22 protein-coding genes, 1 pseudogene and 1 other annotated feature are annotated in these 26,229 nt (G+C 65.9%); of the genes and pseudogenes, 6 read left to right on the top strand and 17 right to left on the bottom strand.

Going from position 1 to position 26,229, the window contains the following annotated elements; genetic code table 11:
* Positions 1-64: 64 nt before the first annotated feature.
* The 9 genes from JS278_RS14725 to JS278_RS16230 form a co-directional block, all read right to left on the bottom strand.
* Entirely contained in the window at positions 65-3,337 is a 3,273-nt protein-coding gene (locus tag JS278_RS14725) for a DUF5107 domain-containing protein (protein ID WP_181833756.1), read from the bottom strand.
* Positions 3,338-3,371: 34 nt separating this feature from the next.
* Entirely contained in the window at positions 3,372-4,637 is a 1,266-nt protein-coding gene (locus JS278_RS14720) for a cellulase-like family protein (RefSeq protein WP_114045843.1), read from the bottom strand.
* Between the two features lie 71 nt (positions 4,638-4,708).
* Positions 4,709-5,602: a carbohydrate ABC transporter permease gene (locus JS278_RS14715; protein ID WP_245935141.1), complete on the bottom strand. Its 894-nt coding sequence runs from the start codon at positions 5,600-5,602 to the stop codon at positions 4,709-4,711.
* The gene (locus JS278_RS14710) at positions 5,599-6,495 is read right to left on the bottom strand and encodes a carbohydrate ABC transporter permease (protein ID WP_114045842.1); all 897 of its coding nucleotides are present in this window, start codon (positions 6,493-6,495) and stop codon (positions 5,599-5,601) included. Before JS278_RS14710 ends, JS278_RS14715 begins: the two co-directional genes overlap by 4 nt.
* 45 nt (positions 6,496-6,540) lie before the next feature.
* On the bottom strand, positions 6,541-7,812 hold the full coding sequence (locus tag JS278_RS14705) for an ABC transporter substrate-binding protein (protein ID WP_114045841.1): 1,272 nt from the start codon (positions 7,810-7,812) through the stop codon (positions 6,541-6,543).
* A gap of 169 nt (positions 7,813-7,981) precedes the next feature.
* Entirely contained in the window at positions 7,982-8,878 is an 897-nt protein-coding gene (locus tag JS278_RS14700) for an AraC family transcriptional regulator (RefSeq protein WP_181833755.1), read from the bottom strand.
* Positions 8,871-10,955, bottom strand: a complete 2,085-nt coding sequence (locus JS278_RS14695) for a glycoside hydrolase family 2 protein (protein ID WP_220149997.1) — start codon at positions 10,953-10,955, stop codon at positions 8,871-8,873. The genes JS278_RS14700 and JS278_RS14695 overlap by 8 nt, the downstream gene beginning before the upstream one ends.
* Before the next feature lie 145 nt (positions 10,956-11,100).
* Positions 11,101-11,700 (bottom strand): DUF4143 domain-containing protein, encoded by a 600-nt coding sequence (locus tag JS278_RS16235; RefSeq protein WP_220149996.1) that lies wholly within the window; start codon positions 11,698-11,700, stop codon positions 11,101-11,103.
* Positions 11,701-11,858: 158 nt separating this feature from the next.
* On the bottom strand, positions 11,859-12,236 hold the full coding sequence (locus tag JS278_RS16230; RefSeq protein WP_220149995.1) for an AAA family ATPase: 378 nt from the start codon (positions 12,234-12,236) through the stop codon (positions 11,859-11,861).
* Positions 12,237-12,484: 248 nt separating this feature from the next.
* On the opposite strand from JS278_RS16230, the gene JS278_RS14685 reads away from it, so the two are divergent.
* The 4 genes from JS278_RS14685 to JS278_RS14670 all read left to right on the top strand — a co-directional run bounded on the left by JS278_RS14685 (position 12,485) and on the right by JS278_RS14670 (position 14,927).
* Entirely contained in the window at positions 12,485-12,835 is a 351-nt protein-coding gene (locus tag JS278_RS14685) for a VOC family protein (protein ID WP_114045839.1), read from the top strand.
* Between the two features lie 90 nt (positions 12,836-12,925).
* On the top strand, positions 12,926-13,138 hold the full coding sequence (locus JS278_RS14680) for a hypothetical protein (protein WP_114045838.1): 213 nt from the start codon (positions 12,926-12,928) through the stop codon (positions 13,136-13,138).
* Positions 13,139-13,299: 161 nt separating this feature from the next.
* Positions 13,300-13,635, top strand: a complete 336-nt coding sequence (locus tag JS278_RS14675) for a hypothetical protein (protein ID WP_114045837.1) — start codon at positions 13,300-13,302, stop codon at positions 13,633-13,635.
* A gap of 51 nt (positions 13,636-13,686) precedes the next feature.
* A protein-coding gene (locus JS278_RS14670; protein ID WP_245935140.1) for an IS3 family transposase occupies positions 13,687-14,927 on the top strand; the annotation gives its coding sequence in 2 pieces (ribosomal slippage) (positions 13,687-13,966 and positions 13,966-14,927; 1,242 coding nt in all).
* Positions 13,965-14,099, top strand: a sequence feature (AL1L pseudoknot). Its footprint overlaps the gene before it by 135 nt.
* 66 nt (positions 14,928-14,993) lie before the next feature.
* Here the strand turns inward: JS278_RS14670 and JS278_RS14665 are convergent.
* The 8 genes and pseudogenes from JS278_RS14665 to JS278_RS14635 all read right to left on the bottom strand — a co-directional run bounded on the left by JS278_RS14665 (position 14,994) and on the right by JS278_RS14635 (position 23,687).
* A complete protein-coding gene (locus JS278_RS14665; protein ID WP_220149994.1) occupies positions 14,994-16,067 on the bottom strand; it encodes a hypothetical protein in 1,074 nt (357 codons plus the stop codon).
* Positions 16,068-16,405: 338 nt separating this feature from the next.
* Positions 16,406-17,413: an ABC transporter permease gene (locus JS278_RS14660; protein ID WP_114045835.1), complete on the bottom strand. Its 1,008-nt coding sequence runs from the start codon at positions 17,411-17,413 to the stop codon at positions 16,406-16,408.
* On the bottom strand, positions 17,410-18,939 hold the full coding sequence (locus JS278_RS14655; RefSeq protein WP_114045834.1) for a sugar ABC transporter ATP-binding protein: 1,530 nt from the start codon (positions 18,937-18,939) through the stop codon (positions 17,410-17,412). Before JS278_RS14655 ends, JS278_RS14660 begins: the two co-directional genes overlap by 4 nt.
* Positions 18,940-18,943: 4 nt before the next feature.
* On the bottom strand, positions 18,944-19,771 hold the full coding sequence (locus JS278_RS14650) for an ABC transporter substrate-binding protein (RefSeq protein WP_220149993.1): 828 nt from the start codon (positions 19,769-19,771) through the stop codon (positions 18,944-18,946).
* Between the two features lie 192 nt (positions 19,772-19,963).
* Entirely contained in the window at positions 19,964-20,905 is a 942-nt protein-coding gene (locus JS278_RS14645; protein ID WP_245935139.1) for a LacI family DNA-binding transcriptional regulator, read from the bottom strand.
* Between the two features lie 30 nt (positions 20,906-20,935).
* Positions 20,936-21,010: pseudogene (locus JS278_RS16825) on the bottom strand (hypothetical protein); the annotation flags it as partial.
* A gap of 275 nt (positions 21,011-21,285) precedes the next feature.
* The gene (locus tag JS278_RS14640; RefSeq protein ID WP_114045832.1) at positions 21,286-22,212 is read right to left on the bottom strand and encodes a sugar phosphate isomerase/epimerase family protein; all 927 of its coding nucleotides are present in this window, start codon (positions 22,210-22,212) and stop codon (positions 21,286-21,288) included.
* A gap of 44 nt (positions 22,213-22,256) precedes the next feature.
* Positions 22,257-23,687, bottom strand: coding sequence for a sugar porter family MFS transporter (locus JS278_RS14635; RefSeq protein WP_114045831.1), 1,431 nt, complete (start codon positions 23,685-23,687; stop codon positions 22,257-22,259).
* 217 nt (positions 23,688-23,904) lie between these two features.
* Between JS278_RS14635 and JS278_RS14630 the strand changes: the two genes are divergently transcribed.
* Both JS278_RS14630 and JS278_RS14625 read left to right on the top strand, forming a co-directional pair.
* On the top strand, positions 23,905-25,074 hold the full coding sequence (locus tag JS278_RS14630; protein ID WP_114045830.1) for a Gfo/Idh/MocA family protein: 1,170 nt from the start codon (positions 23,905-23,907) through the stop codon (positions 25,072-25,074).
* An 80-nt stretch (positions 25,075-25,154) separates the two neighbouring features.
* Positions 25,155-26,168, top strand: coding sequence for a LacI family DNA-binding transcriptional regulator (locus JS278_RS14625; protein ID WP_114045829.1), 1,014 nt, complete (start codon positions 25,155-25,157; stop codon positions 26,166-26,168).
* The last annotated feature ends 61 nt before the right edge of the window (positions 26,169-26,229 follow it).

The raw sequence follows: 26,229 nt of genomic DNA, 5'->3' as shown, positions 1-26,229 counted from the left end.
ACCGACTCTGGCGTCGGGATCCGGGTTCTGGAGAGAAAAAATGCCGGACGGGGCAAGGGGAGAATCAGGACCGTGCTGCGTGCCACCTCTCCAGCTGGGACCGGATGGCAGCGGCTTCCCGGTCCCTGGCCGCCGAGGGCGGCTCGTGGAAGACCAGTAGCTCGGGCAGGCTGGTGGCGAAGAAGTCGACCTGGACATCGGCCGTCTCATAGGTGGCGAGCCACGCCTCCATGTCACCGGCCAGTGCGTCGGCCTCCTGCTCGCGCCCCAGCCGCACAAGCGCGTACGCCGCATTGATGGAGCTGACGCTGAACGGCTTCTCGGCCATATTCACGAAATCGCGGGTCGAGGAGGCAGCGGCCTGCCACCGGGATGACGCCCCATCCCGGTCCCCGGCCGCGGCGAGGGCGTCGCCCAGTGTCAGGTTGATCTCGGCGATATTGGCCAGCTCGTGGCGGCCCTCACCCAGGGAATGTGGCGGATTGATCGACGAATCCATCACCGAGACGGCCCCTGCGGCCCGCCCGGCGGCGAGGAGTTCGCGGGCCAACGCTGTGTTGGCCCGGTCCCATGCCGCCAGGACCTGGCCCTCGCCGCCCTCCCAGGGCTGGAACGCGCGACCGGACAGGAACTCGCGCGCCTCCCGGGTCCGGCCCACGTCCAGGAGCAGGTGGGCGAAAGCGACAGCCAGATCGTCCCGGGCCGCCACCAGCTGCGGAACCGCCTCGAGAGACGCCAGCCTCGTCTCAGAACCGGCCCCTGCCCGGGCCGCCAGCAGGTCGGCCTCGAACCTGAGCTTCGCATCCTGCGGTGCGAGCGCGATCGCCCTGTCATAGTGGAGCGTCGCCCGCTCCACGTCTTGGACGACGTTGTAGGACGCGATGCCGAGATTGCGGTGGAGCACGGCCGCGAGTCCCGCACCGGCCCCCCGCGCGATCCCCCCCTCCCAGCTCGCGATGGCGTCCTCATGGCGCCCGTGGGCGTACAGCCAGTGGCCCTGCAGGCTCACCGACAGCGGGTCGGTGGGGAATTGCGCCGCGACGATCCGCAGCGCGCGCTCGTCGTCGAGTCTGGAGGGGTGGGCGGACGTGATGTCCAGACCGTTCGCCCGGTGGACCGCCTCGGCCGCGCCACCCCGGTCTCCGTCGCTCAGCCGGAGGGTCGCCAGATGAAGGCAGGCGATCGGTCCCACGTTCACCTGTCCCGACGGCTGCCGGGGGGCGAGATCGACAACCGCCTCGAGGGCCTTGGCGGCACGGTCGGCGAATCCAGCGTTCGCGTACTCGAGGGCCACATCCAGCATCACGGTGGCATCGGCGGTCGCCGCGTCGCCGTTCAGATCGCGCGCCCAGGCGTCGAGCCCGTCGACCTCCAGAGCGGCCGTGATCGTCGCCCGGCTCTCAGCCGTTCGGTCCTGAGCGGCCAGCACCAGGGCCAGCAGATCCAGGCTCTGCAGGTGATGCGCATCGATCTGCAGCGCCTCCCGCAGCAGCGTCTCCGCGACGTCGAGTGCTCCTTGGCGGCAACGGAGCTGGGCCAAGGCGAATCGTCCTGAGACCGAGTATCGCGCATCCCAGGCGGACAGTGCGAAATCGGTGGCGGCTTCGGGGTCGCGGTCGTCGCGGGCCAGTGCCAGGCCGAGCCGGTAATGAGTCTCGCCCGAGACCGGGGTCGAGGTCCACCGTGTGGCGAGATCGGCACTTCGCCGAAGGAGAGCGATTGCCGAAGAGTAGTCGGCCCGGTCGTAGGCTTTGGCGCCCAGTGCTGTGAGTGCGCGCGTCTCGTCGGGGTCGCGGTCCAGCGCCTCCTGGAAATACGGGACGCTCGATCGTGTGGCGTGCCGGTACTGGTCCAGGTACCAGCCGATGTGGATCAGCTCATCGATGCTCGTCACCTCCTCAGGGGCCGGAGGAGCGACGGCCCTCCGAGCCGGTATCACATGATCCGGATGCTCCGGGCCGGCCAGCCGCACGTGCGCGAGGACCCGGCCACCGGAGCGCACCTCGACGGTCAACTCGTCGACCTGCGCTCCACCAGGCATCAGCGACTCCCATGTGTCACCCGGAGCCAGGCCGAGATGCTGGTTGGCGAGGGCGGCACCGTCGGTCCCTTTAACGACGACCTGCCCGTCCGGGAGGGCGTCCGCGGCACAGACCCGGATACTCACCTCGTCGCCCTCGGCACGTGCGCTCACCGCGACATGCCGGTCGGCGAACTGGACGGGACCCGTGCGGTGGATCGGGTACCACGTCTCGATGAACCTCTTGCTCTCGCCGGGGGCGAGGATCGCGAAGTCTGGCTGGTTGTCCGTGTACATGCCGGCCATTAACTCGACGTAAGGACCGTCATCATCGGTGAGCTGACGGTCCCAGGCCCATCCGAACGGGGCGTTTCCCCAGGTCCACTGCTTCTTGCCCGGGGAGAACTCATGGGCGGCGACGTGGACGAATCCGGCATCCCTGTCGTGGTCGTAGCCGCCGAAGAAATCCTGAGAGCTGCCCAGCGCCATGTACGACGTCGGTACCGGAATGTTGCGGTACCAGTCGATCCGGTCGCCATCGGGCCGCTCAACCGTGGCCCGGGTTGAGTAGTCGATGCCGTAATAGGGCGCGTCCGGCTTCGGGAATGACACGACAGCACGCTTCGCGTGATCGGCGACGCTGGTGACGTCACCGGGGAAGAACGACTGGTAGTCGTCGTTCACCGCGGCCGCGACGTTGGCCCACCACAGGAAGGTCTGGGGTACTTCACTTCGGTTGTAGAGATGGGCCTCCACCTCGATCCGGGAGCTGTCGGGGGTCAGCCGGATGCCGTGCATGCCTTTCATCCGCGCGAACGGATCGTGATCCGAGCACCATACGGTCGCGGTTCCGTCCGGGGCACGTTCGATGGAGGTGTCGGTGGGAAGGTAGGTGGCCGGGCGGTGGTGCTGGGGCCAGTTGAACTCGATGCCCCCGGAGATCCAAGGGCCGGCCAGCCCCACGAGGGCGGGCTTGATGACGTTGTTCCGGTAGAACAGGTCGTAATCGGCGGACTTGTCGTAGGCGATGTGGAGGCGCCCGCCGAGCTCCGGAAGAATCACGAGGCGAAGCCAGGCGTTCTCCATGTGGATGGCCTGCCACTGCTTCGGCCTCTTCTGCCGGGAGATGCGCTCGTGGAAGGGCAGCGGGTACACCCGGCCGGAGGATCCTTGGTAGACCCGGTTGTCGAGGAATTCGGGGTAGGGACCGGGATCGACTGGGTCGTAGGTGTCGATGGCCAGGGGGGCCGACCATACGGCCACGCCATTCACCCAGGCGTCGCGGGGGGCTTCAGGAAGGGAGATCCTGGAATTCATCAGGTGTGTCCTTGAGGGAGTGTCTGGCAGGGATTCAGCGGGACATGAAGCGGGCGTTGAGGGTCTTCTGGAACTCGACGTTGCGCCAGCCGGAGGGGTGCTGGGGCGCTGAGTTGGAGCCGGGGAGGGTGGCCCAGAAGCCGAGGCTCCGGCACAGCTCGACGGCGCGGCCGGCCAGCACCTGGCCGGCCGGCCCGTCCTCGAACTCGGCCTCCAGCGGCGTGTAGCCGATCCATCCCTCGCCGACCGCGGCGGGCACGTCCCGGTGGGCCGCCTCGGTGGCGAAGGCCTGCAGGCGCATCCGGATCCGGTCGCGCATCGAGCGCACATGCTCCTGATAGTGCTCATAGAGCCATGCGTCCCAGGCCACGGTGTCGATCCAGTCGTGGGCGTAGAACATGTTGGCGCCGATACCGGTGGCCTCCAGGCGCCACGGCTCGATCGCGGCGGGCCACTCGGACAGCTCGGGCGCGTCGTCGCGGAGGAGCGACCTCAGTTCCGGGCTCGGGAAGGCGTCCGAGATGTCGCGGGTCCCGGCCCATTCGTCGATGGCCCCCAGCACCCCGTACACGTAGATGTGAGCGTGCAGCACCTGCGCGTTGCGCGGGATCGCGGCCATGTCCAGAAACGGCGGCTGGCCGTAGCACACGGTAGACAGCACATCCGGGTGGTCGTTCTGGAGCACGTCGAGGGCCGACCCGATGAGGTCGTGCTGGGCCCAGCAGACGTCCTGGCCGGGGGCTGCGACGTCGGCCAGGTGGCTCAGGTCCACCTCGTTGTGCAGCTCGACGTAGGCGATCCGGTCCTTCAACCCGTGGGAGTCGAGCCAGGACACCATCGCCGACTCGGCCTTCGCCAGGGCCAGGTGGCGCTGCTGGGCGGGGATGCCGCTCAGCATGTCCCACCAGGACCGCTCGGCCAGGAAGGCCGGGCTCTGCTGGTACTCCCACGACGAGATGATCACGTACATGTCGTGATCGCGGGCCAGGCCGAACAGCTCCAGAAGACGGTCGCGCAGGTCCAGCACCGCACCGCCCCGGGCGTCGTACCATCGCGTGCGCTGGCCGACCCGCCCCCCCATGTTGGCGAACGCGAGGGCGTCGCAGGCGATGTCGTGCTCGCCGAACAGCAGCAGGGGGGCGGCGCAGATGCGCACTGTGTTGTAACCCCGCTCCACGGCCTCGGTGAAGGCCCGGTCCAGGTCATGGAAGGGCTCGCCCGGACAGGTACGGGTGTACCAGGAGAAGTCCCAGAGTGTGACGGTCAGGGCCTCGGGGAGGTGCGAGGGGATTCGCATCATGATCCTTTTCTGCGTGGTGTCGATATGGAGCAGTCCGGAGTGGGGGACCAGGCCGGTGTGAGGACCAGGAATCAGCCCTTGACGCTGCCCTGGGTGAGCCCGCCTCTCCAGAAGCGCTGAAGGGCGACGATCGCGATCATCAGTGGTACGACGGAGATGAGCGCGCCGCCGATGGTCATCTGGTACAGCTCGGGGTGCCTGTCGGAGACGCTCTGCCAGCCGACCAGTCCCAGGGTGATCGGATAGAGCTTCTGATCCGACAGCATCACCAAGGGCAGGAAGTAGTTGTTCCAGACGCCGACGAACTGGAACAACAGAACGGTGACCGCGGCCGGTGTCATCACCCGCAGGGCGAGGGTGGAGAAGATCCGGAACTCTCCGGCTCCGTCGATTCGGGCGGCCTCGAGGACGCTGTCGGGCACCGCGGCGTCAGCGTAGATGCGGGCCAGATACACGCCGAACGGACTGGCGAGGGAGGGCAGCAGGACTGCCCAGATCGTGTTGGTGAGGCCGGCACCGCTCATGAGCAGGAAGAGCGGCAGTGCGAGCGCAGTGCCCGGGATCATGACGCCCGCCAGGAAGACGTTGAACAGTGCGGTCCGCCCCCGGAACTGGAATTTGGAGAGACAGTAGCCGCCCGCCATGGCGAGCAGGGTGGCGATGACTGCGCTGACCCCTGAGTACAGCAGGCTGTTCCCGGCCCACCGGAGGAAGATCCCGTCGTCGTAGTGGAGGACGGCGAGGAGGTTGCGTCCGGGGTGGGGATTGCTGAGTCTCAGACCGGAGCTTCCGAAGAGATCGCCGGTGTCCTTGGTCGCGGCGATGATGAGCCAGTACACGGGGAACAGGAAGTAGATCGCCGCGACGGCCAGGCAGGCCGTCATGATGATCTTCGCCGGCGTCGATGCCTCGGTGGCCTTGCGCCGGAGTCTGCGCGGACCTGATTTCTGGGTTGTGGCGCTCACTGTTCACTCCTGTTGGCGATCTTGAGGAAGCCGAAGGAGAATACGCATGCGACGAGAGCGAGAAGAACGGACTCTGCTGCGGCCAGATTGGTGTTGTTGTTGACGAAGGCTTCGTTGTAAGCGGTGAGGTTCGGGGTGAATGTGCTTGTGATGGATCCGGTGAGGGGTTTGAGGATAAGGGGTTCGCCGAACAGCTGGAGGGTTCCGATGATCGTGAAGACCGTCGTAAGGATGATCGCGGGACGGATCAGCGGGATCTTGATCCGCAGGATGGTCTGCCAGGCGGATGCGCCGTCGACCGAGGCGGCCTCGAACAGGTCTGCGTCGATCGCTTTCAGCTGTGCGACGACGACCAGCATGTTGTATCCGGCGAACTCCCAGATCACGATATTGGCGATCGACCAGAGGATGCTCCCCGCCGCGAGGAAATCGGGTACGACCCCGATCTTCTCGCCCATGGAGATCAGCGGGCTCAGGCCCGGCGTGTATAGGAACCCCCACAGGAGGGAGGCGATGACTCCGGGAACCCCGTAGGGAAGGAAATAGGACGATCGGAAGAACGGCACCCATCGGGCCGAGGCGGAATCGAGCATGAGGGCGAGAACGGTGGCCAGGATGATCATCACCGGAACTGCCACGATCGCGAAGATGAGGACCCGGCCGATACTCGAGACGAAACCCGGCTCGGCGAGCGCGCGGCCGTAGTTGGACAGGCCGACGAAGTGCTCGGCGCGGATACCGCGGCCCAGCGGGCCCTCGTATCTGACGCTGAGCATGCTCTGGTAGATCGCGACGATGATGGGCAGCACGATCATGGCGGCGAAGACAAGGGTGAATGGACCGAGAAGACCGAAGATGGCGAGTCTGCGCCGAGTCGAATTGCTTCTGTGCATGTCGGAGCTTTCTGCTTGGATGTAATAGCGGCATGTGGGGCGGGGTCAGCCCTCGACGGTGAGGCCCTTCGCCCGCAGGTCCCGCACTGTTTCCTCCTGGGCCTTCCGGACCGCTCCGGCGAAGGAGCCATTACCGGCCACGGCCGCGGCGAAGGCGTCATTGAGGTGGGCGTAGGTGTTGGCGGTCGTCGGCCCCCACTGCCACTTCGTGTCGATATTGGCGTCGGCCTCGATGAAGACGTCGCGGCCGGCGTTCTGCCCATTCAGGAACGGGTCGGCCTCGTCCAGGGCGGTGCCCTTGGAACCGCCCTTGACGGCTGGCCATCCGGCGCCCCCGGCGATCAGGATGTCGATGCTCTCGGGGGCCGTGTTGAGCCACATCGCGAACTGCGCGGCCTCGGCCTGATGCGGGGAGTTCGCGAAGACCCCCGTCGCCGACCCTCCCCAGTTCGCCGACCGCGGCGTGTCCGAGGCATCCCACTGGGGCAGCGAGGACAGCGACCATTTCCCCGACGTCTTGGGGGCATTGCCGGCCAGCATCGACTGGCCCCACTGGGCCGAGGGCCAGGTGGCGATGTTTCCGTTCTGCAGGTCGGCGTACCAGCTGTTGGAGAAGTCAGGCATCGTCGCGATGACACCGCGCTTGCGCAGATCGTCCCAGTACTCGGCGACCTTGATGGTGGTGGGGGTGTCGATGGTCACCTTCCAGGTGGATCCGTCGACGCCGAACCAGCGGGCCCCCGCCTGCCACGCCAGGGCGGCGAACCACGCGGAGTTGCCCGGGGGGAAGGTGCAGATGTAGCGCTTCGGGTCCGATCTGTGAATGGCCTCGGCGGCGTCGGCGAATTCCTGCCAGGTCGTCGGCGGGTCGAGATGGAGGGTGCTGAAGATGTCCCGGCGGTAGAACAGGCCCATCGGCCCCGAGGCCTGGGGCACGGCGTAGACGTGCCCTTCGAAGGTGCACTGCGCCAGCTGCCAGTCCACGAACCTCGACGCGATCCTGCGCATACCCAGGGGGCCGAGGTCGGCCATCCCGTTCTCCAGTACGAGGCCGGGCAGCTCCTGGTACTCGACCTGCGCGACATCGGGGCCGCCGCGGCCGCCGCGGATGGCGGCGTACATCTTGGCGTATGTGCCGTTCGAGCCGGCCGGAGTGTCCTGGAGGTCCACCTGAATCTGCGGGTGGGTCCGGTTCCACAGCGCCACCGCCTTGTCGATCCCCGGAACCCAGGACCAGAACACGAGCGTCGCGCCGGCCCGGTTCTCGGCGCCGGTCCCGCAGCCGGCGAGAAGGGGCGGCGCGGCGGCCAGAGGCATGGCGCCCAAGAACGTCCTTCGTCTCATAGTTGTCTCTCCGTTGAGTGTGAGTGCTCCCGGGAGGGGTCTCCTGCCGCTCCCGGACAGCAGTCACACTAAGCAGGGGGAGACGCCGTCAACAGGCACCCTTCAACGCCATGCCTGGACAGAACGACGATGGACGAGAGGTCTATCCCTTGTCCTGTCGGCGGTACTTCGAAGGACTGATGCCATGGAGCTTGCCGAACTGCCTGGCGAAGTAGAAGGCGTCGTCGTAGCCGAGTTCGCGGGCCACGTCGGCGACTGGGCGAGACGTCGTGTCGAGCAGTTCGCGCGCTCGCGCCATCCGCAGCTGGATCTGGTACTGGTTCACCGGCACCTTGAACCGCTGCCGGAAGAGGGCGGCGAAGTGGGAGGCGCTGAGCCCCACGGTCGATGCGAGCTCGCTGACCGTCGGGCGATTCCCCAGGTTGTCGCGCAGCTGCTGTGCGATGGTGTCGAGCAACTCGTCGGTGTCGGCATGGGACTTGTGACTGGTGATCAGGGAGGTCATGAGATGCCAGGCGATGCCGGAGGCTTCCAGCAGGCGCGGAGCGGTGGTGTCCCTCTCCATGACGGAGATGAGTTCTGTGGCGAGCGCGGCGAGATGGTGCAGGTCCCCGGGGACCTGCACGGGCGACTGCGTCGTCGCGCCCGTCGCCTCGACCAGGATGGGTACCGACTCCCCTGAGATATGGATCCACCAGAGGGTCCAGGGGTCTTCAGGGTCGGCTCCGTATGAATGGGGAAGATGGGGCGGAAGAATCGCCACCTCCCCCTGCCGGACGTCGAAACGCCCCGCAGGGGTGGCGCACCAGCCACGGCCGCGGACGCAGATCATCACCACTGCCTGACTTATCGGCCGGTGACGTATCCGGCCGTGGCCTCCCGCCCGCGGGAAGTAGCCCGCATCTGTGACGAGGAGTTCGCGGGTGACCGGGGTCGCCAGTGCCGCGCGGACCAGCGGTCGGGGGAGCACGAGCATCCGCTGCCCGGGGAAGCCGTCCCTGATCAGCTCCTGCTCGTCGACGTGCGGTGCATCATCCATGATCCGTGTCCGTTCGTGCCCCTGGCGCAGCATCGGGCCGTCGGGACGGTCTCAGGATCGCAACTTCCGGAAGGCGTCGTATGCGAGCTTCCGGGTCTGCCCGTCGAAGGCTAGCAATCCCATTGTCGAGATGCCATTGTACTGCTGGTTGTAACCGGCACGTTGCTTGTAGTCCTTGAGGACCCCAGAAGCAGTATCCGCATACGGTGCTCTGGCGGGAGGCGATCAGGCTCCAGTGATCCTTGAGATATGAGGCGTGCCATTCCTCGGTGCCTTGCGTTTCCGGGCTCCCATGTGTTCCTGCAATGGACCACGAGCCGTTCTCCGTGATGAGAATCGGTTTCCCTGGATGTTTTGAGGCGACCGCGTCGACAGCCGGTCCGAGATCCTTCGTGGCCCCGTAGAAGTATCCGAAATACTCGTTGAAGCCGATGACGTCCGCCAGGTCGAAAGCGGGGTCGTCGGTGGATGACGAGGCCCAGGTGACAGGGCGCTTCTGGGTGTCGACCGAACGGATCGCCTCCTTCATCTGCCGGAGCCACGAGGTGTAGACGGAGGCCGATCCGGCATCCATCTCGGACTCGTTCTGGAGGCCCCACAGCGCGACGGAGGGATGGTTGTGATGGATCCAGGCCGCGGTGACGGCCATGGCTCTTGTGAGCCCGTAGGTATCGGTCTGCAGCTTCTCCTGTCTGGTGTTCAGCCACATGGTCTCCAGGTCGTCGAGGATGAGCACCCCGTTCCTGTCCGCCCATTCGTAGACGTAGGGGTGGCGTCCGTAGACGCAGTTCCGGATGAGGTCGACCCCCAGAGTCTTCATATGTTCGAATTCGTGCCGGTACTCGGCGATAGTCATCGCGCGCCCGTGTTGTGCGGTCTCCTCATGCCAGTTCATCCCCTTGAGGAAGACTGGATCGCCGTTGAGGAGGAGGCGCCCGCCCTCGACGCCGATCTCGCGGATTCCGTACTGGGTGGCGAGAGAATCAACCGGCCGGCGCCGGCTGTCCGTGAGGATCGTCGTGGCCCGGTGCAGAGCGGGGTTCGTCCGGGTCCACGGTGTGAGCCGACCGGTCGGCCTGGAAAGGCTGAAGGCGGCCGCGCTGCCCGCCGGCACGGTGATATCCCGGGTGGGCCAACCGGGCTCGCGGACGCGGATCGTGCCGTGCCAGGGATTCGACGACTGGTTCTCGATGATGCAGTCCAGCCGGACGGTCCTCGACGTCGGCGTCATGAGGAGCTTCGAGATGCTCACTGCCGGCGCCCCCTCGAGCCACACCGGCCGGTAGATCCCGGCATAGGGCCAGTAGTCGACCGGCTTGTACGGAACCGCGAGGTCATCGGTCACGGGGGAGGCGTTCGTGGCGTAGTCGAGGTACGAGGCGCTCCGGAAGGCCCGCACTGCCAGGACGTGATTGCCCGGGGCGCACAGCTTCTCCGGAATGGTCATCGCGAACGGGCCACCGGCGCCCTCATGCTTTCCGAGATGGAAGCCGTCGAACCATACGTCTGCGGAGTACCCCACACCGAGGAAATGAATCCGCTGGATTCTCCCATGCCATGAGTTCCCGAGGACGATCGTGCGACGGTACCAGCCGTACCCGTCGGTGAATGCGGTTCCTTCTCCGAAGTGGGTTCCGTCCAGTGAAGGGAATCCGGGGGTCGAGATGAGATCCCAGGTACCTGGAACTTGGGTGGGCTGCCATGTGGAGTCGTTCAGGTCCCTTCGGTACCAGCCCTCGGTCCTGCCGACGTCCTTCGGATCGAATCGGAATTTCCACGCCCCGTCGAGATGCAGGTAATTCCGAGTCGGGGAGTGGTTGCTCCATCCGTCGAAGGAGGGGATGACATGCCCGTATGCGAAGGCGACCGAAACGCCGTTGAGCGAGCGGACGTGGGTGCCGGAGGGTTCGGCGTCGGGATGGGGATCTGTCCGGGGTGTGGCGTCGCCCCGGGTGGGCGCCGCCACGGCGGTCTGCGGGAATGCAGGGAGGAGAACGGCGGCGGCCGTGGCCGCGGCCCCGGTGAGAACAGCGCGTCGTGAGGGTTTCGGCATCGCGGGGTGATCGGCTGGGGGCACGTGAGTCTCCTTCGTCTCTGCGTGCCAGTGACGGTAGGCGGTTCGCCCCGGACGCAATACGTACTCGGCATCGGTGTTACTGGACAGAACGACTGTGACGTGCGATGTGGCGCGCCAGGCCGGAGTCTCCAGGCCCCGACCGTAGTCAGCTCCAGAGGACGTCCATCGGGACCGCCTCGATCCTGTCCCCGAAAGGGGCGGCTTCCGGCCCGGTGTGGAGTACGAGGCCCCGGACGAATCGGGCACCAAGCTTCTCCCGAAGCATCGCCAGCCACTTGGCGTCGCGTCCACCGACGTTCGATGTCGCCTTTACCTCTATCCCGGCCACCCGGCCGTCCCCGCTCTCCAGAATCAGATCGATCTCGCCTCCCATGCGATCCCGGTAGTGGTACATCCGGGTGTTCTCCTCAGCCCAGGCGGTCCGCTTGCGCAGTTCACTGGCGACAAATCCTTCAAGTAGATGCCCCGCCACATCGCCGCTCGCGGTGGGTGAGGCGCCATCGGCGGAAACGTTGACCAACCGGGCCGCCAGCCCGGTATCCAGGAGTGCGATCCTCGGTCTGGAGATGGCACGCCGCGTCAGGTTGGTGGACCATGCCGGTATTCGCTGGATGAGGTAGAGGGTCTCCAGGAGGTCGAGTAGCGGCCTCAATGTGGAGGCCGGTACACCGACGTCACTGGCGAGGCCGGCGACGTTCAGTTCCTCGCTGTTCTGCGCGGCGAGCGCTCTCAGTGTTCCGGGCAACTCGTCCAGCCGTTGACGGGTGGAGATGTCCGGGGCGTCCCGGTGGATAATGCGTCCGAGGTAGTTGTCCAGCCAACTGTTCCGGCGTCTTCCCGGGGTTCTGGCCAGCGCCTCGGGATATCCGCCGGAGATGGCGCGGCCGAGATAGTCGCGCCGGGTCAGGGCGCTGGTGTGGCCGGCAACTTCAGAAGGTCCTCGGATCCAGTGAGCAGGAACTGCCCGGGTCGAGGATCGCGATCCACAACGAGCTTCAGGGCAAGCACGATCCCGGGTACCCGCTGTACCTCGTCGATGGCCAGTAATCCATCCCCCGTCGTCCGGAGGAAGCCTTGGGGGTCGGCCTGGGCCGCTTCGCGGGTCAGCCTGTCATCGAAGATGACGAACCGCATGCCGATTTCGTCCGCAATGCTGCGGACAAGTGTGGTCTTCCCGACCTGTCGTGCGCCTTGGACGACGACGACCCGCGTATCACCCAGCGCTTCCAGGATGCGGTCCCGGGTAATGCCGTTCCAGGTGGGAAACCATGGTGTGATCATAACTTTGGCTCGTGGATTCGCAGTGGTCCGCTCGTGGATCCGCCACCGGATCCTGGCGACTGTGTCGGCTCGTAAATGTACGTCTTCTTCGTCTCGTCCGCGCCAGCGGCAGCAAGCGGTTCACAACCCCGAGAGATACCTGCTCGGCGTCGAGGTGACTGGACGAGATGATGGTGTTCCAAGGTGGGAGGCAGCGCTGGTGGGCCGCCCGTGCCGTAGGTTCCTCGGATCAGTCCGAGGAGGTTCTCATGAGAGTGATGAGCATCATCGCCGACATTCCCGTTCCCGACATGGAGCGCGCCCGCGCTTTCTACACCGACTATCTCGGCCTCGGTGAGGAGGAGTTCAGTCTGGGGTGGGTGGCCCGGCTCACCCAGCCCGACACCAGAGCCAGTCTGCAGATCCTCACCGCCGACGCCACCGGACCCGAGAATCCCGCGATCTCGGTGAAGGTGGACGAGGTCGAGGCCGCATACCGCGAGGCTGTCGATCGCGGCTATGAGATCGCCCATCCACTCACCCAGGAGCCCTGGGGCGTCTACCGGTTCTTCGTTCGAGGACCCGGAGGAGTGGTGATCAACATCGCCCAGGACCACTAGGCCGGGCCCTCGCCGTCGATAGCATCCACAGGTGGGCACTTCGCACTACCTGATCCCGGTCTCCCAGACTCCGGACGCCGCAGCATCGCGATGCCGTCGAGGGCCTTCCCATGGGTGGGTATCGGGTATCCGGTGGTCACGATGCCGGTCATCCCGGGTGTCACCGAGATGACGACATATCTCGGCGCGCGGGATCCGTACCGGTTCACGGGATCGGTCTATGACGCAGTGCTGACGGTCATTCCGTTCCTCCAGATCATCGCCCTGGCATGGGGGGATCATCCAGGCGGTGCGGATCGGTAAGGTGCGGCATCGTCTGGCGAGATCGCTGAACGGCGTCATCCCCCCGCCCGTCGACCACATCAACAAGGTGCAGCTCGACGACGCGGCCTTCTGCCGGCGTGACGACCGGGCGCCCAGCCGTACGGACTCTGGTGAGATGGCAGGCGAGGATTCTGAGGTTCGTGGACGATTCGGACGCCGATGCCTTCTCGTGGTCCTCCCCCGAAGACCTGCGCCGCGTCTTCGAGGACCGGCAGCGACCGCGCAAGGGTCTGATGGCTGGCACGACCCTGCTGACCTGCCTGTGGGTCGTACCCGCCTGGCACATGCTCGCGGCGGCCGGGCCGTTGCTGCAGCTTCCCGGATCGGTGGGTGCGGTCGTCGGACTGGGCGTGCTCCAGATCGCCGCGCTGTTCACGATCGCCGGGATCCGCAGCAGCATCGACAGCCGGTTCCGCAAGCGGATCCTGGAGCTGCGACGCAGTGCGTCCCTGACTCCAGGATCCGCCCGAGGCTGAATCGTGTCGGGTTTGATGGAGGGTAGGAACACCCGGAAGGAACCCGCCATCATGGCAGCACCTCGTAAGTACCCCGCTGAGCTCAAGGAGCGAGCGACGCGATTGGCGATTGACGCGCGGAAGGATCCCGCGACGCGTGCCGGCGCTTATCGGCGTGTCGGCGAGCAGCTCGGCGTCCATCCTGAAGCGTTGCGCACGTGGGTGAAGCAGGCCGAGACTGACGAGGGCCTGCGTCCCGGCCGTACGACGGACGACGCCGCCCGGATCATGGAGCTGGAGCGGGAGGTTCGTGAGCTGCGGCGAGCGAACACGATTCTGAAGCAGGCGTCGGCTTTCTTCGCGGCGGAGCTCGACCGCCCCTCCCGATGAGCGAACGCGTCCGGTTCGTCGCGGAGCATCGCGACGAGCACGGGGTCGAGCCGATCTGCCGGGCGTTGGAAGGAACGCCCGCCCAGGTCGCCCCGTCTACGTTCTACGCCGCTGTGGGCCGCGCGCCCTCGGCCCGGTCAGTCCGGGACGAAGAGCTGCTGGTGATGATCCGGAAGATCCACGCCGACAACTACGGCGTCTACGGGGTCCGGAAAGTCCATGCGCAGCTGCGCCGGCAGGGCGAGAAGGTCGCCGAGTCCACGGTCCGTCGCCTCATGCGGGAGGCGGGGCTTCGCGGAATCTCGCGGGCGAAGGGCCCGCGGACGACGAAACCGGCTCCGGAGACCGGGCGCCCGCTGGACCTGGTCAACCGCCAGTTCGTCGCGACGCGTCCGAACGAACTCTGGGTCGCGGACATCACCTATGTCCATACGTTCTCCGGCTGGGTCTACGTCGCGTTTGTTCTCGACGTGTTCAGCCGGCTCGTCGTCGGCTGGCAGGTCTCCACCCGCCTCTATACCGATCTCGCGCTGGACGCATTGACGATGGGGATCTGGCGTCGCCAGCACGCCGGCGACGACCTGACCGGCCTTATCCACCACTCCGATCGGGGCGTCCAGTATCGAGCCATCCGCTACTCGGAACGCCTCGCAGACTGCGACGCTGTCGCCTCCGTCGGCTCCAAAGGCGATAGCTACGACAACGCGATGGCCGAGGCCCTGAACTCGCTCTACAAGGCTGAGCTGATCCGCAACCGCGGCCCCTGGACCGGCATCAACGATGTCGAGATCGCGACCGCCGAATACGTCGACTGGTTCAACAACCGTCGCCTGCACGGCGAGATCGGACACGTCCCACCCGCCGAGTTCGAAGCGACCTACCGCGCCACAACGCGCGAGCTCTCACTCACCGAAACCAACTAAATCAGCCTCCATCAAACGCGACACTTGACAGGCCCTTCACGGGCCCGAACGCCCGCCCCCCACCGTCTACTGACCCACAGTCACCGTCACCGGTGTCGCCAGCTGGTCGGCAATCCCCTCCCAGGTCTGGGTGAAGGGACCATAGGCGGTCTTGATCGGCACCCCGACCGGGAGTTCGGGGCACTCATTCTCACCGTTGGAGCCCCAGTTGACCCAGCCGGACTGCTTTCGCTGGACGATCTGGAAGGCTCCGGAGGGGCGTCCTGTCCACCAGATCATGGCTCGGTCCTTGGTGGTGCTGAACTCCACCGATTTCTGAACCGGCCCAGTGAAGATCGTCTCATCAGGTACCGATGACACGTCAACCGGACGGGTGTCCAGCACCCACGGCCGATCGGGAGCATCCGCCAGAACATGTGCCGAACGGCGCACCTGGGCCAGTCGCGTAGTGATCTCGTCCTCGGGAAGGGCACGCTCCCAGGCACTGAACAGGCGCCAGTACAGATCCCAGTGGGCAGATTCCATCCCGCTGCCGAGCTGCCGGCGGAACTCCTCGAACTTCTGCGATCGGTCCTGCTGCCCGGAGGCCGTCCCGATAACCTCTTCGACCTCGTCGGCCAGTTTCATCGCGTACGGATCGCCTGCCCGGTACCAGGTGCCGGATTCAGAGGCGAACCGGTCGAAGACGAGTTCGCCGGGTCCTCCCTCGAACTCGTCGCCGACGGTGATCTTGTTCGTGATGGATCGTCCGTTGATGACGGTCTGGAAGTCGTCCACGACATACCGTCGCTCGAAGTACGGGGTCCCCAGGGTGAAGATCCAGTCGATCGCATAGGACTTCCCCTTCAGGTCGTCGATCAGGCCGTCCGGGATGGTTCCGTGGAGCCGGTAGTGGTGGAGGACGGGGCCGGCCTCCACGGCCTCGATCGATACCACGGAGTGTTCAGGAGGGTTGATGAGACCGTTCTCCGGGGTGAAGAACGGTCCGTAGAAACCGCCTATCGCATTGTTTCCAGATGGCAGCAGATCAATCCCCTCGTAGTGGGCCGAGAAATGCCTCAACCCCCACTTGGAGGCACCGGTGCCCATGGCCGTGCCGGTGCAGAGTTCCAGGTCGAAGTACCCCGTGTCCAGCCGCACGAAGCCATCCTCCTCCGTGGGCGTCAGAGTCCGAATTCCTTCCGCTTCAGGGCTGCCGGAATCCAGGGGGCCGCCAAGCTCCAGCGTCTGCTCGCCGTCGAGATCCAGGACGGCGACGAATGTTGTCGACCTCTGATCCGACTGGTGGTTCAGGCGCTGACACAGGACGGGGTCACCACTGGCCGTGTGCGCGATGTGGAGTGGATGGGGGAGGGCGCCGTCGACCGTGAAACGGACGGGTTCGGCCGTGCGATGGCCCGGAAGCGGGTCAGAGATGGCAATTCGTGTGGTCATGAGCTCGCTCTCAGTCGGGGAGGACGCATGGTGAGTGTCCACGATCAGGAGGCTATCTTCGCGGCCTTGCGCCGGAAGGTGAACCGCCGCTGCTTGAGGCTGTCGATTGACACCGCGATGATGATGACGATCCCCTTGACGAGGAGCTGGGTGAAGAAGGGGACATTCATGAGAATGAGACCGGTGGACAGGACCCCGAGAATCAGCGCGCCGATGAAGGTACCGATGACCCGGCCTTTGCCGCCCGCGAGGCTTGTACCGCCGAGGACGACTGCGGCGATCGCATCGAGCTCGTAACCGTTGCCCGCGGTCGGCTGGGCGGAGACGACGCGCCCCGCGAAGATGACCCCGGCCAGCCCCGCACATGCACCCGCGATGACGTATACCGAGGTGAGAATCGCCTTCACGTTGACACCCGCCAGGCGTGCCGCCTCAGGATTGCCGCCGACAGCGTAGACGTGCCGACCGTATCGGGTGCGCTCCAGGAGGAACCAGGCCAGTACGTAGACGATCAGCATGCAGATCACCGGTGCCGGTATGCCGAGCAGACCGCCGTTACCGAGCCCGCGGAAACTCAGGTTCCCGTCGACGATCGGCTGACCGCCGGTCATCGTGTAGGCCAGGCCGCGAAGGAATGTCATCGACGCGAGGGTGACGATAAATGCGGCCAGAGTCATGTAAGCGGTCAGCATGCCGTTGATGAGACCCGCCGCAGCTCCGGCGAGCACTCCGATCAGCACCGCGAGCGGGGCCGGCACCCCGGCCATTGACACGAGCACGCTGACGACGCCCGACACGGCTACTGTCGACCCGACCGACAGGTCGATTCCCGCGGTGATGATGACGAAGGTCATGCCTGCGGCGAGAATCGCGTTGATCGAGATGGACCGGGCGATGTTCCAGATGTTGTCCACGGAGGCGAAATTCGGCGCTATGGCCGCCATCAGGGCGACGAGCGCGACGAGGACCAAGAGGATTCCCCAGCGGTCCCACCAGGTGGCGAAGTCGAAGGGTTCCCGCTCGCTCGGGCGGGTGGTCGTTGCTGTGCTCATTTCTTTTCCTCTCGCGTGGCGGCGGTGCCAGTTGCGTGGAGCATGACGTTTTCTTCGGTGGTGGTGGCGGAATCAAGATCGGCGACGATCCGCCCGTGGCGCATGACCAGGACCCGATCGCTGATGCCGATGGCTTCCGGCAGGTCGGAGGAGACCACGAGGATCGCCTTGCCGGCTTCGGCCAAGGAGTTGATGGCGTCATAGATCTCGCTCTTGGCCCCGATGTCGACCCCGCGGGTCGGCTCATCGAGGATCAGGACGTCGGAGTCGGCCATCAGCCACCGGGCGAGGACGATCTTCTGCTGGTTGCCTCCCGACAGTGCGCGTGCAGGCAGGTCGATTGCGTTCTCGCGCAGGTTCAGGCGCTTCATCTCCTGCTTGGCGGCGGTGCGGGCCTTCCTCGCCTGCATCACGCCGCCGGGAGAGTACGTCGGCAGCGTGCTGATGGAGATATTGCGCTCCACGGACTGCTCAGGGAACAACGCCTGTTCCTTCCGGCTCTCGGGCACCATGGCGATGCCACGATGGATCGCCTCTGAGGGCCGGCGGGGAGGGGTGCTCCGTCCGGCGACCTCGACGGTTCCGCTGAACGCCGGGTCGGCGCCGAAGATCATGCGGACCAGTTCGGTCCGCCCGGAGCCGATAAGGCCGGCCATCGCCACGACCTCGCCGGCACGCACGCTCAGGCTGGCTGGGCCGGCCGCCGCGCCGGTGAGATCATGCACCTCGAGCAGCACCTCTGACGGGCTTCGCCTCTCGTGCCCGTAGAGGTCGACGACGTCACGGCCGACCATCATGCGTACGACGTCGGCGGGTTCAATCGTCTCCTTGTCGCGGGTGCCGACGAGACCGCCGTCCCTGAAGACGGTCACGCGATCGGCGAGCATCCACACCTCCTCCATGCGGTGGGAGATGTAGATGAGCGCCACCCCGTCGTCGCGCATCTTTTGGATGAGCGAGTACAGCTGCTCAGATTCCGTGCGTGACAGGGCCGCGGTGGGCTCGTCGAGGACGAGGACGCGCGCGTTCTCACTGACCGCGCGCGCAATCTCGACCATCTGCTGGCGCCCGACGCTCAGCCGTCCCAGAGTCGTGCGGGGATCGATCTCGGCTCCGATCAGGGCGAGCTTCCGGCGAGCCTCTGTCAGCATCCGCCTCCTGTCCAGGGCCCCGAGCCTGCCACGCGGTTCGCGTCCGAGGGCAAGGTTCTCCGCCACGGTCATGTCAGGAACCGTGTTCAGCTCCTGATGGATGATGGCAATGCCATGGCTGACGGCGTCAGCGGGAGATGAGATCTCGACGGCCTCGCCGTCAATGAGGATGGTGCCGGCATCACGGGATTCATTTCCGGCGAGGATCTTCATCAGGGTCGATTTTCCCGCACCGTTCTCGCCCATGAGGGCATGGACCTCGCCGGGATAGGCGTCGAAGTCGACGGAATTGAGTGCTTGTGTCGCACCGTATCTCTTGGAAATGCCCCTGAGCTGGAGAAGGGGCGTCGCTTCAGGGAAATTGTGTGTGGACATGCTGTCACCACCCCGGGTAGGTGTTGATGGTTTCGCGGGTGTAGAGCTTGCTTGGAATCAGGATCTTCGGGCTCTTTGGGGGATGTCCTTCGATAATGCCTTGAGCGGCTTTGACTCCTTGGCGCACCATCTCCGCCGGATTCTGGGTCGCGAAGCCGATGAACGGCGTGTTCTTCCGCTTGAGTTCAGCCACACCCTCAGGACTGCCGTCAATGCCCGTGACGATGATCCGGTCCTGGAGGCCGGCCTGCTCCACGGCGAGCACCGCTCCCAGAGCCGAGGGGTCATTCATCGCCCAGATCCCGGTGACGTCGCGGGCTGAGGTGAGCATGTCAGTGGTGACGGTGAGGCTCGAAGCGCGGTCATTGTTGGACGATTGGTGGCCGGCGACCTTGATGCCCGGATATTTGGCGAGCACGTTCTTGCATCCCTTGACCCGGTCCCGGATGGTCTGCAGGGGAGTCCCGTCGACGATCAGGATCTTTCCCTTGCCGCCCATTTGCTTGAACAGGTACTCGGCGGATTTCTCGCCGGCCTCCACGGCGTTGGTCATGGCCGTCGCGTCGGCGCCCTGCGCGGCGGAATCGACTCCGATGACGATCATGCCGTGGTTCCTGGCCTTGCGGAGCGCGGGTGCGATGCCCTCGCTGTCGATGGCACTGATGATGACCAGGTCGATGCCCTGGAGCACGAAGGAGTCGATCTGCGAGTACTGCTCGGCCAGGTCGAGCCGAGCGTCCTGAACGTTTAGGTTCGCGTTGAGCGAGGCGGCGGCCTGTCGTGCACCCTTCGCCATAGCGGCGAAGAACGGATTGGACATGTCCTGCACCATGAGACCGATGGATTCGATCTTCCTGGTGCGAGGCTTCACGGCCTCGTCCCCGGTGGTGCATGCCGCGAGTGGGATGGATCCGAGTAGGGCTGCGCTGGCGCCGAGCATGGCGCGTCTGGAGATATTCATGACTTCCTTGTCAGGGGTGCGACGGGAACGGGCGTTCATTGACCCGGCCGCGTCTCCGTTGGGCTATCGCCGTGAGGGACAGCCACAGGATTCCCGGATGCGCAGGGTCGCCTGGGTGATCAGACGATCTGCGGGGGTGTAGATGGGGCCGGTGACGCCTCCTTTCACTCGTCCAGTGGCGGGCTGCCGATCGATGAGGTCAAGTGCGAGTTCCGCTGCGCGCCGTCCGATGGCGTCGGCGTCCTCGTCAACCACCGTCATCGGTGGCTTCAGCAGGCCCGCCCATGCGAAGTCGTCGAATGCCACGACCGCCACGTCGTCCGGTATCAGGATGTGATGGTCGGCGAGACACTGCATGATGCCCTGCAGCATCGGTGCATTTCCGGCGATCAATGCGTCAGGAAGGGGATTGCGCTGGAGATAGACATTCAGATTCGCGGCCGCCGACTTCGGGTCGTTGTCGGACTCGGCGACGTGCAGGACTGCGCCGACCTGCTGGGCTGCTGCTCGGAGACCGGCTTCGCGCGGTGAGCGTGTCGTCCAGCGGCCGGGATACATCAGTGCCAGCCATGTCCTGTAACCATGGATGCCCAGATGCGCGCCGAGGTCCTCGCTCGCCCTGACGTTGTCGGTGGTGACACTGGCGGCGTCTTGGACCCCGGCCGGCGGAGGCGAGTCGACGAAGACTACGGGAACATCCCACCGCCGCAGCAGATCGAGGTTGTCGGTCGAGAGAGGCAGTGTCGAGATCACGGCCGCAGGCCGTGCTCCTAGGATGCTCTGGATCGTGAGGTCCTCGGCCGCCTGGGTGAAGTGTCCCTCTGCCGCTATATCGGTGACCATCGCGGTGTGTCGAGAACCTCGCAGCTCTGCGTGGATGCCTTGGACCATGTCAATGTAGTAGGAGTTGACGGTGCTCGCGGTGATGACGGCGATACCGCTCTGCTCGTTGCGTTTGAGGTCGCTGGCAGCTCTGTTCACCACGTATCCCAGATCGTGGGCCACGGCCTGAACCAGCTCGCGGGTGCCCTCTGCCACGCCGGGTTTCTCGTTGAGCACCTGCGAGACCGTCCACAGGCTCAGGCCGCTCTCGCGGCTCACGTCCGCCATCGTGGGTTTCGTCATCGAAATCACCTCCCTAAGCGTTTAGGTAGATACAAAGGTAAGGCTTTCGGGCGGGACCGTCAAGGGTTCGCGTTGACGGGCGTCCGTACCCCGACCGAAACGGTCGATACCCAACCCGGGTGACGGAGAGGAGGCGCCCCACTCCGCGGACAACCATCCGGCGGCTCATCGTGAGCAGAAGAGGCCGCCGGCGAAGACGCAATGCTCCGCCGGCGGCCGGGGTGCGGCGGCTACAGGGGCTGCCGCCGCAGGTCGATCGATCACAGACTCCCGAGGTTGCAGCCTGCCAGGTACTCGCGGGTTGCGATGGCGTTGGGCAGCGGGAAGGCGGGATCGACGGGGTAGAGATCCTGCTCCACCACGACGTTGAGCTCCTTGTCGAGGCCGGCCAGGGCGTCGATGAGGGCCACCATGTCGGGCTGCCCCTTGGGCGGGGTCACCGAGACGCCGTGGGCCACTGCCTCGCCGAAGGACCAGTTGTTCCGGTTGGTCTCGGCCAGCACGTCCTGGTCCATGGCCTTGATGTGGACGAAGGAGATCCGGCTGGCGTGATCGGCGATGACGCGGATCGGGTCGCCACCGGAATACACGACGTGGCCGGTGTCCAGGCACAGGGACACCACCGAGGGATCGGTGTCGGCCAGCATCCGGGTGATCTCCTCCTCGGTCTGGATGTAGGTGTTGCCATGAGGATGGACGCCCAGGGTCATGCCGTAGTCGTCGCGCAATATGGCGCCCACCTTGTTGAGGCCCTCCATGTAGACCTTCCAGGCGTCGTCGGCGATCGTGTCGGGCTCGATCTGCTCGGAGGTCTTGTAGTCGATGAAGGGCGTCGGCAGGTAGACCAGATGCTTGGCCCCCAACGGGGAGACGGTCCCGGCGACGGCGCGGATGTCGCCGATCGTCGAGTCCCAGTCCTCCCTGTGATGCAGCGGGCCGCCCTGGGTGCCGGCGACCACGGTCAGCCCGCGGGCCTTGGTCTCCTTCCTGAGGATGTCCGGATCGGTGGGGAAGAAGCCGTAGGGGCCCGTCTCGATGTTGACGAATCCGGACTCGGCCATCTGGTCGAGCACTGTCAGTGGGGGCAGCTGCTTGTCGTCGTCGGGGAACCACACCCCCCACGAGTCGCAGGCGACGCCGACTGACAGCTTCGCGTACTTCGGATCGGTGGAGTTGGCCTTGGACATGGTTGTTTCCTCTCGATTGATATTCGGGGTGGGCGATTCTGGGGTCAGGCGGCCGCCTGGGCGGGTTGCTTGCCGTCTCCTCCGGCGGCGAGTTCCTCCTCAAGGCGCTCGAGGGTCTTGCCCCTGGTCTCGGGCAGGCACTTCTGCTCGAAGATGAGGGCGATGACGTTGATGACGGCGAAGATGAAGAAGGTGTGGCCGCCGATCCTGTCGAGCAGGATCGGGAAGAAGAACGTCACCAGGCCGTTGGAGATCCACTGGCAGAAGATCGCGATGCCCATCGCCAGGCCGCGGACCCGAAGTGGGAAGATCTCCGACATCATGAGCCAGAAGACGATGGAGCAGAACATCTGCATGAAGCAGAGGTAGACCAGCATCATGGCGAGGATGACGTAGCTGCGCCAGGTCGCCTCGGGCAGCATGAACGCGAAGGCCAGTAGGACCTGGGAACAGATGATGCCGACCATGCCGATCTTGAGCATCGTGCGCCGGTTGGCCCGCCCGATGATGCCCAGGCCGATGGCCACGGCCAGGACGGAGACGATGCCGTTGGCGATGGTGGCGACCAGCGCGGCGCTGGTGCCCAGCCCGGTGGACATGAGGACGGTGGGGGCGAAGTACATGATGGCGTTGACACCGGTGAGCTGGATGACGATGCCGAAGCCGATCCCGATGAGGGTGATCCGCTTGATCCATGGCGTGCCCAGATGCTGACGTGAGTGGGCCTGGGACGCGGCGGTCTCGGTCACGAGCTGGTCGATCTCGGCGAGTTCCTTAGTCGGGTCCTCCTCGCGCAACTGCTTGAGGACATCGAGAGCCTCGCCGTTGCGGCGCTTCGTGACCAGCCAGCGCGGGGATTCGGGGACGAAGAAGGTGCCGATCCACAGGGCGACGGCGGGGATGGTGGCCAGGCCGAGCATCCAGCGCCAGGCGTGGGACGGATCGCCCCACACGCCGAGCATGGCATTGGTGGTGTAGGCGATCAGCTGGCCGGTGACGATCATCAGTTCGTTGCGGGAGACCAGCGGTCCTCGCCGGTTCGCGGGGGCCAGTTCCCCGATGAACATGGGGACGGTCGCCGAGGCTCCGCCGACGGCGAAGCCGAGGACGACCCGGAAGGCGATCATGACAGGCAGGTTGGGTGCGAGGGCTGTTCCCAGGGCTCCGATGAGGAAGACGATGGCCAGCCACTTGATGTTGTGACGGCGCCCGTACATGTCGGAGAGTCGCCCGCCGCCGACTGAGCCGAAGGCGGCGCCGAGCAGCAGTGAGGCTGTGACCAGTCCCTCGGTGAGGGGGGTCAGGGCCAGCCCGCCCTGTTCGGTGGGCAGTTTCATGAAGGGCAGCGCGCCCGAGATGACGCCGGTGTCGTAGCCGAAGGCCAGGGCTCCGAAGGTCACCACGAGAGTGGCGACGTTGAGGCGTCTGCGGACCTTCGTCCGATGCTCCGGAGTGCCTGGTGGGGTCTCCGACATGTTGGGCTGTCCTGCGCCGGAAGGGCCGGGGCTACTCTGCCCCGTTGCTTGTGAAGTCATTTGTCATCCTCTTCGATGCGACCGTTGACCGTCTGGATTATCACGTGCTAACATCTGACACGTCAAGACGGTACGCGGGATCTCGAGGCGATGTCAAGGGTGATCCGCACATCTCACAAGAGCCCGTCTAGCGCTCCTCATCGAAGAAGGGAAGACAATGTCCGAACAAATCAACGTGGCTCTGGTCGGCGCCGGTTATGCCGGTCAGTCGCATGCCTACGGCTACCAGAACGCCCAGATGGACGACGAGCTCAACGGCGTCAAGGTCGTGCTGCACACCGTCGTCGATCCCAACGAAGAGCTGGCCAGGCAGGTGGCCGGCAAGTACGGCTTCCTGCACACCGCCACCGATATCCAGACCGTCCTTGACGATCCGGAGATCGACGCGGTGAGCATGGCTCTGCCGAACCGGATGTACGTCGACATCGTCCCCAAGGTGGTCGCGGCCGGCAAGCACATCTTCTGCGAGAAGCCCCTCGGCCTGGACGCCGCCGAGGCGGAGATCATCGTCAAGGCGGCGGAGGACGCCGGAGTGGTCAACGCCGTGGGCTTCTCCTTCCGCCGCATCCCCGCCCTGGCCGCACTGAGCGAACTCGTCGCCGACGGCACCCTCGGTGAGATCGAGTGGTTCCGCGCCTACTACTACGCCGACTACGCCGCCAGCCCCGAGGAGCCGCGCACCTGGCGCTACGTCCAGGAGCAGTCCGGCGGCGGAGCGGTGGCCGACATCGGCGCCCATACCCTCGACACGGTCCGCTACGTCGTGGGCGACATCACCGAGGTCACCAGCGCCCAGCTGACCACCGTCATCACCGAGCGCCCGATGCCCGCAGGTGGCATCGGCCACGCGGTGAAGGCCTCGGCCACCGAGCGCGGCCCGGTCGACAATGACGACATCGCCAACCTGTCGGTCAGGACCTCCTCGGGCGCGGTGGGCAACGTCACCCTGTCGCGGATCGCCTGCGGGGTCCCCAACGACCTGGGCATAGAGGTCTTCGGCACCAAGGGCCACGCCCGGTTCGCCTCGGCTCAGATGGACCAGCTGGTCGTCTACGAGAACTCTGAGGCCAGGCCCGGCTTCGACGGTGCCCGCACCATCGTCGCCGGCCCGGACTTCCCCTACTTCGGCACCACGGCCGCGATGCCCGGCCGCGGCGTCGGTACCGGGTACGGCGAGGCCTTCATGGCCGAGATCCAGGAGTTCGTCAAGGCCGTGGTGAAGGGCCAGAAGGTCACCAACCCGTTCCGCGACGCCATCGGGACCATGAAGGTCATCTCGGCGGCCCAGAAGTCGGCGGCCGACGGTCACCCCGTCGCCATCGACTGACGAGCCGGTCCGGACCCTGTAGCGTCGGCGTCCGTGAAGACCATGCTGCTCCCGCGTCGCGATGACGCCCGGAGATCATCATGAGCCCCACCGGACGCCGGCGTTATGTCACCCAGGCCGATGTGGCGCGCAGGGCGGGTGTGTCCCGGCCTCTGGTGTCCCTGGTGATGCAGGGATCCGAGCACGTCTCCGACGACAAACGCAGGCGGGTGCTCGCAGCGGCGGCTGAACTCGGGTATCTCAACAACGGCGTCGCCACCTCGCTGGCGGGCAACCGCTCCCGGATGGTCATCGGCTTCCTCGCCCAGTCCCTGGCCAACCCCGTCTTCGTCGACGTCTACGAGAATCTCGATGAACAGCTGAAGCCGCAGGGCCACAGCGTCGTCGTCATGCAGGGCGGATTCGATCCCGACGAGGAGGACCGTAGCCTGCGCAACCTCGTGACCCTGCGTCCCGACGGCCTGGTCGTGGTTGGCTACGCGGGCTCGACGTCGGCGCTGGAGGCAGCCGTCAACTCGCTGCCGGTGGTCGCTGTCACCCGGCAGATCGAGATGGACGGGGTCTCATCGGTCTACAGCGACGACCGGCTGAGTTCTGAGCTCGCAGTGGAGCATCTGGCCGGCCTGGGGCATCGCGACATCGTGCATCTGGCGCTTCCTGCCGATATCCCCTACGAGGAGCGGGCCGACGGCTTCCGGGAGGCGATGAAGCGCCGTGGGCTGCCCGACCGCGTCGTCCACCCCCAGCTCAGTGCCGCCGGGGCCACGCGGGCCGTTGACGCTCTCGTCTCGGCCGGGACGCTGCCGACCGCCCTGTTCTGCGGCAACGATGTGCTGGCCACCGGTGCCCTGGCGGGTCTGTCGGCCCACGGTCTGGAGGTTCCCGGTGACGTCTCGGTGGTCGGCCATGACAACACCGCGGCGGCGGCCCAGTCCGGTCTCACCTCGGTCGATCAGCATGCCGGGAAGCAGGGGCGTCTGGCCGCCGACGTCCTGATGCGGATGATCGAGCGTCGGGATCTCCCCTCGGCCACCGAGAAGCACCGGCTCAGCCCGAGAATGAAGATCCGTCGCTCCACCGCGGCGCCCCGCTGACTCGGCCAGGCCGGGTGGCCTCGGGCGTCGTAGGTTCTGGGGATCGACCTGAGGAGGTTCT

Origin of the sequence: Acidipropionibacterium virtanenii, assembly GCF_003325455.1 — a bacterium.
GTDB lineage: Bacteria > Actinomycetota > Actinomycetes > Propionibacteriales > Propionibacteriaceae > Acidipropionibacterium > Acidipropionibacterium virtanenii.
The sequence above is the reverse complement of the archived record's forward strand: the minus strand, read 5'-3'. Positions and strand labels throughout refer to the sequence as shown.

Bases quoted from the DNA above. Each gene is read 5' to 3' on its own strand.
- JS278_RS14725 (WP_181833756.1), bottom strand. From the start codon at position 3,337: ATGAATTCCAGGATCTCCCTTCCTGAAGCCCCCCGCGACGCCTGGGTG.
- JS278_RS14720 (WP_114045843.1), bottom strand. From the start codon at position 4,637: ATGATGCGAATCCCCTCGCACCTCCCCGAGGCCCTGACCGTCACACTC.
- JS278_RS14710 (WP_114045842.1), bottom strand. From the start codon at position 6,495: ATGCACAGAAGCAATTCGACTCGGCGCAGACTCGCCATCTTCGGTCTT.
- JS278_RS14705 (WP_114045841.1), bottom strand. From the start codon at position 7,812: ATGCCTCTGGCCGCCGCGCCGCCCCTTCTCGCCGGCTGCGGGACCGGC.
- JS278_RS14700 (WP_181833755.1), bottom strand. From the start codon at position 8,878: ATGGATGATGCACCGCACGTCGACGAGCAGGAGCTGATCAGGGACGGC.
- JS278_RS16230 (WP_220149995.1), bottom strand. From the start codon at position 12,236: ATGATCACACCATGGTTTCCCACCTGGAACGGCATTACCCGGGACCGC.
- JS278_RS14685 (WP_114045839.1), top strand. From the start codon at position 12,485: ATGAGAGTGATGAGCATCATCGCCGACATTCCCGTTCCCGACATGGAG.
- JS278_RS14680 (WP_114045838.1), top strand. From the start codon at position 12,926: ATGCCGTCGAGGGCCTTCCCATGGGTGGGTATCGGGTATCCGGTGGTC.
- JS278_RS14660 (WP_114045835.1), bottom strand. From the start codon at position 17,413: ATGAGCACAGCAACGACCACCCGCCCGAGCGAGCGGGAACCCTTCGAC.
- JS278_RS14655 (WP_114045834.1), bottom strand. From the start codon at position 18,939: ATGTCCACACACAATTTCCCTGAAGCGACGCCCCTTCTCCAGCTCAGG.
- JS278_RS14650 (WP_220149993.1), bottom strand. From the start codon at position 19,771: ATGGTGCAGGACATGTCCAATCCGTTCTTCGCCGCTATGGCGAAGGGT.
- JS278_RS14640 (WP_114045832.1), bottom strand. From the start codon at position 22,212: ATGTCCAAGGCCAACTCCACCGATCCGAAGTACGCGAAGCTGTCAGTC.
- JS278_RS14635 (WP_114045831.1), bottom strand. From the start codon at position 23,687: ATGTCGGAGACCCCACCAGGCACTCCGGAGCATCGGACGAAGGTCCGC.
- JS278_RS14630 (WP_114045830.1), top strand. From the start codon at position 23,905: ATGTCCGAACAAATCAACGTGGCTCTGGTCGGCGCCGGTTATGCCGGT.
- JS278_RS14625 (WP_114045829.1), top strand. From the start codon at position 25,155: ATGAGCCCCACCGGACGCCGGCGTTATGTCACCCAGGCCGATGTGGCG.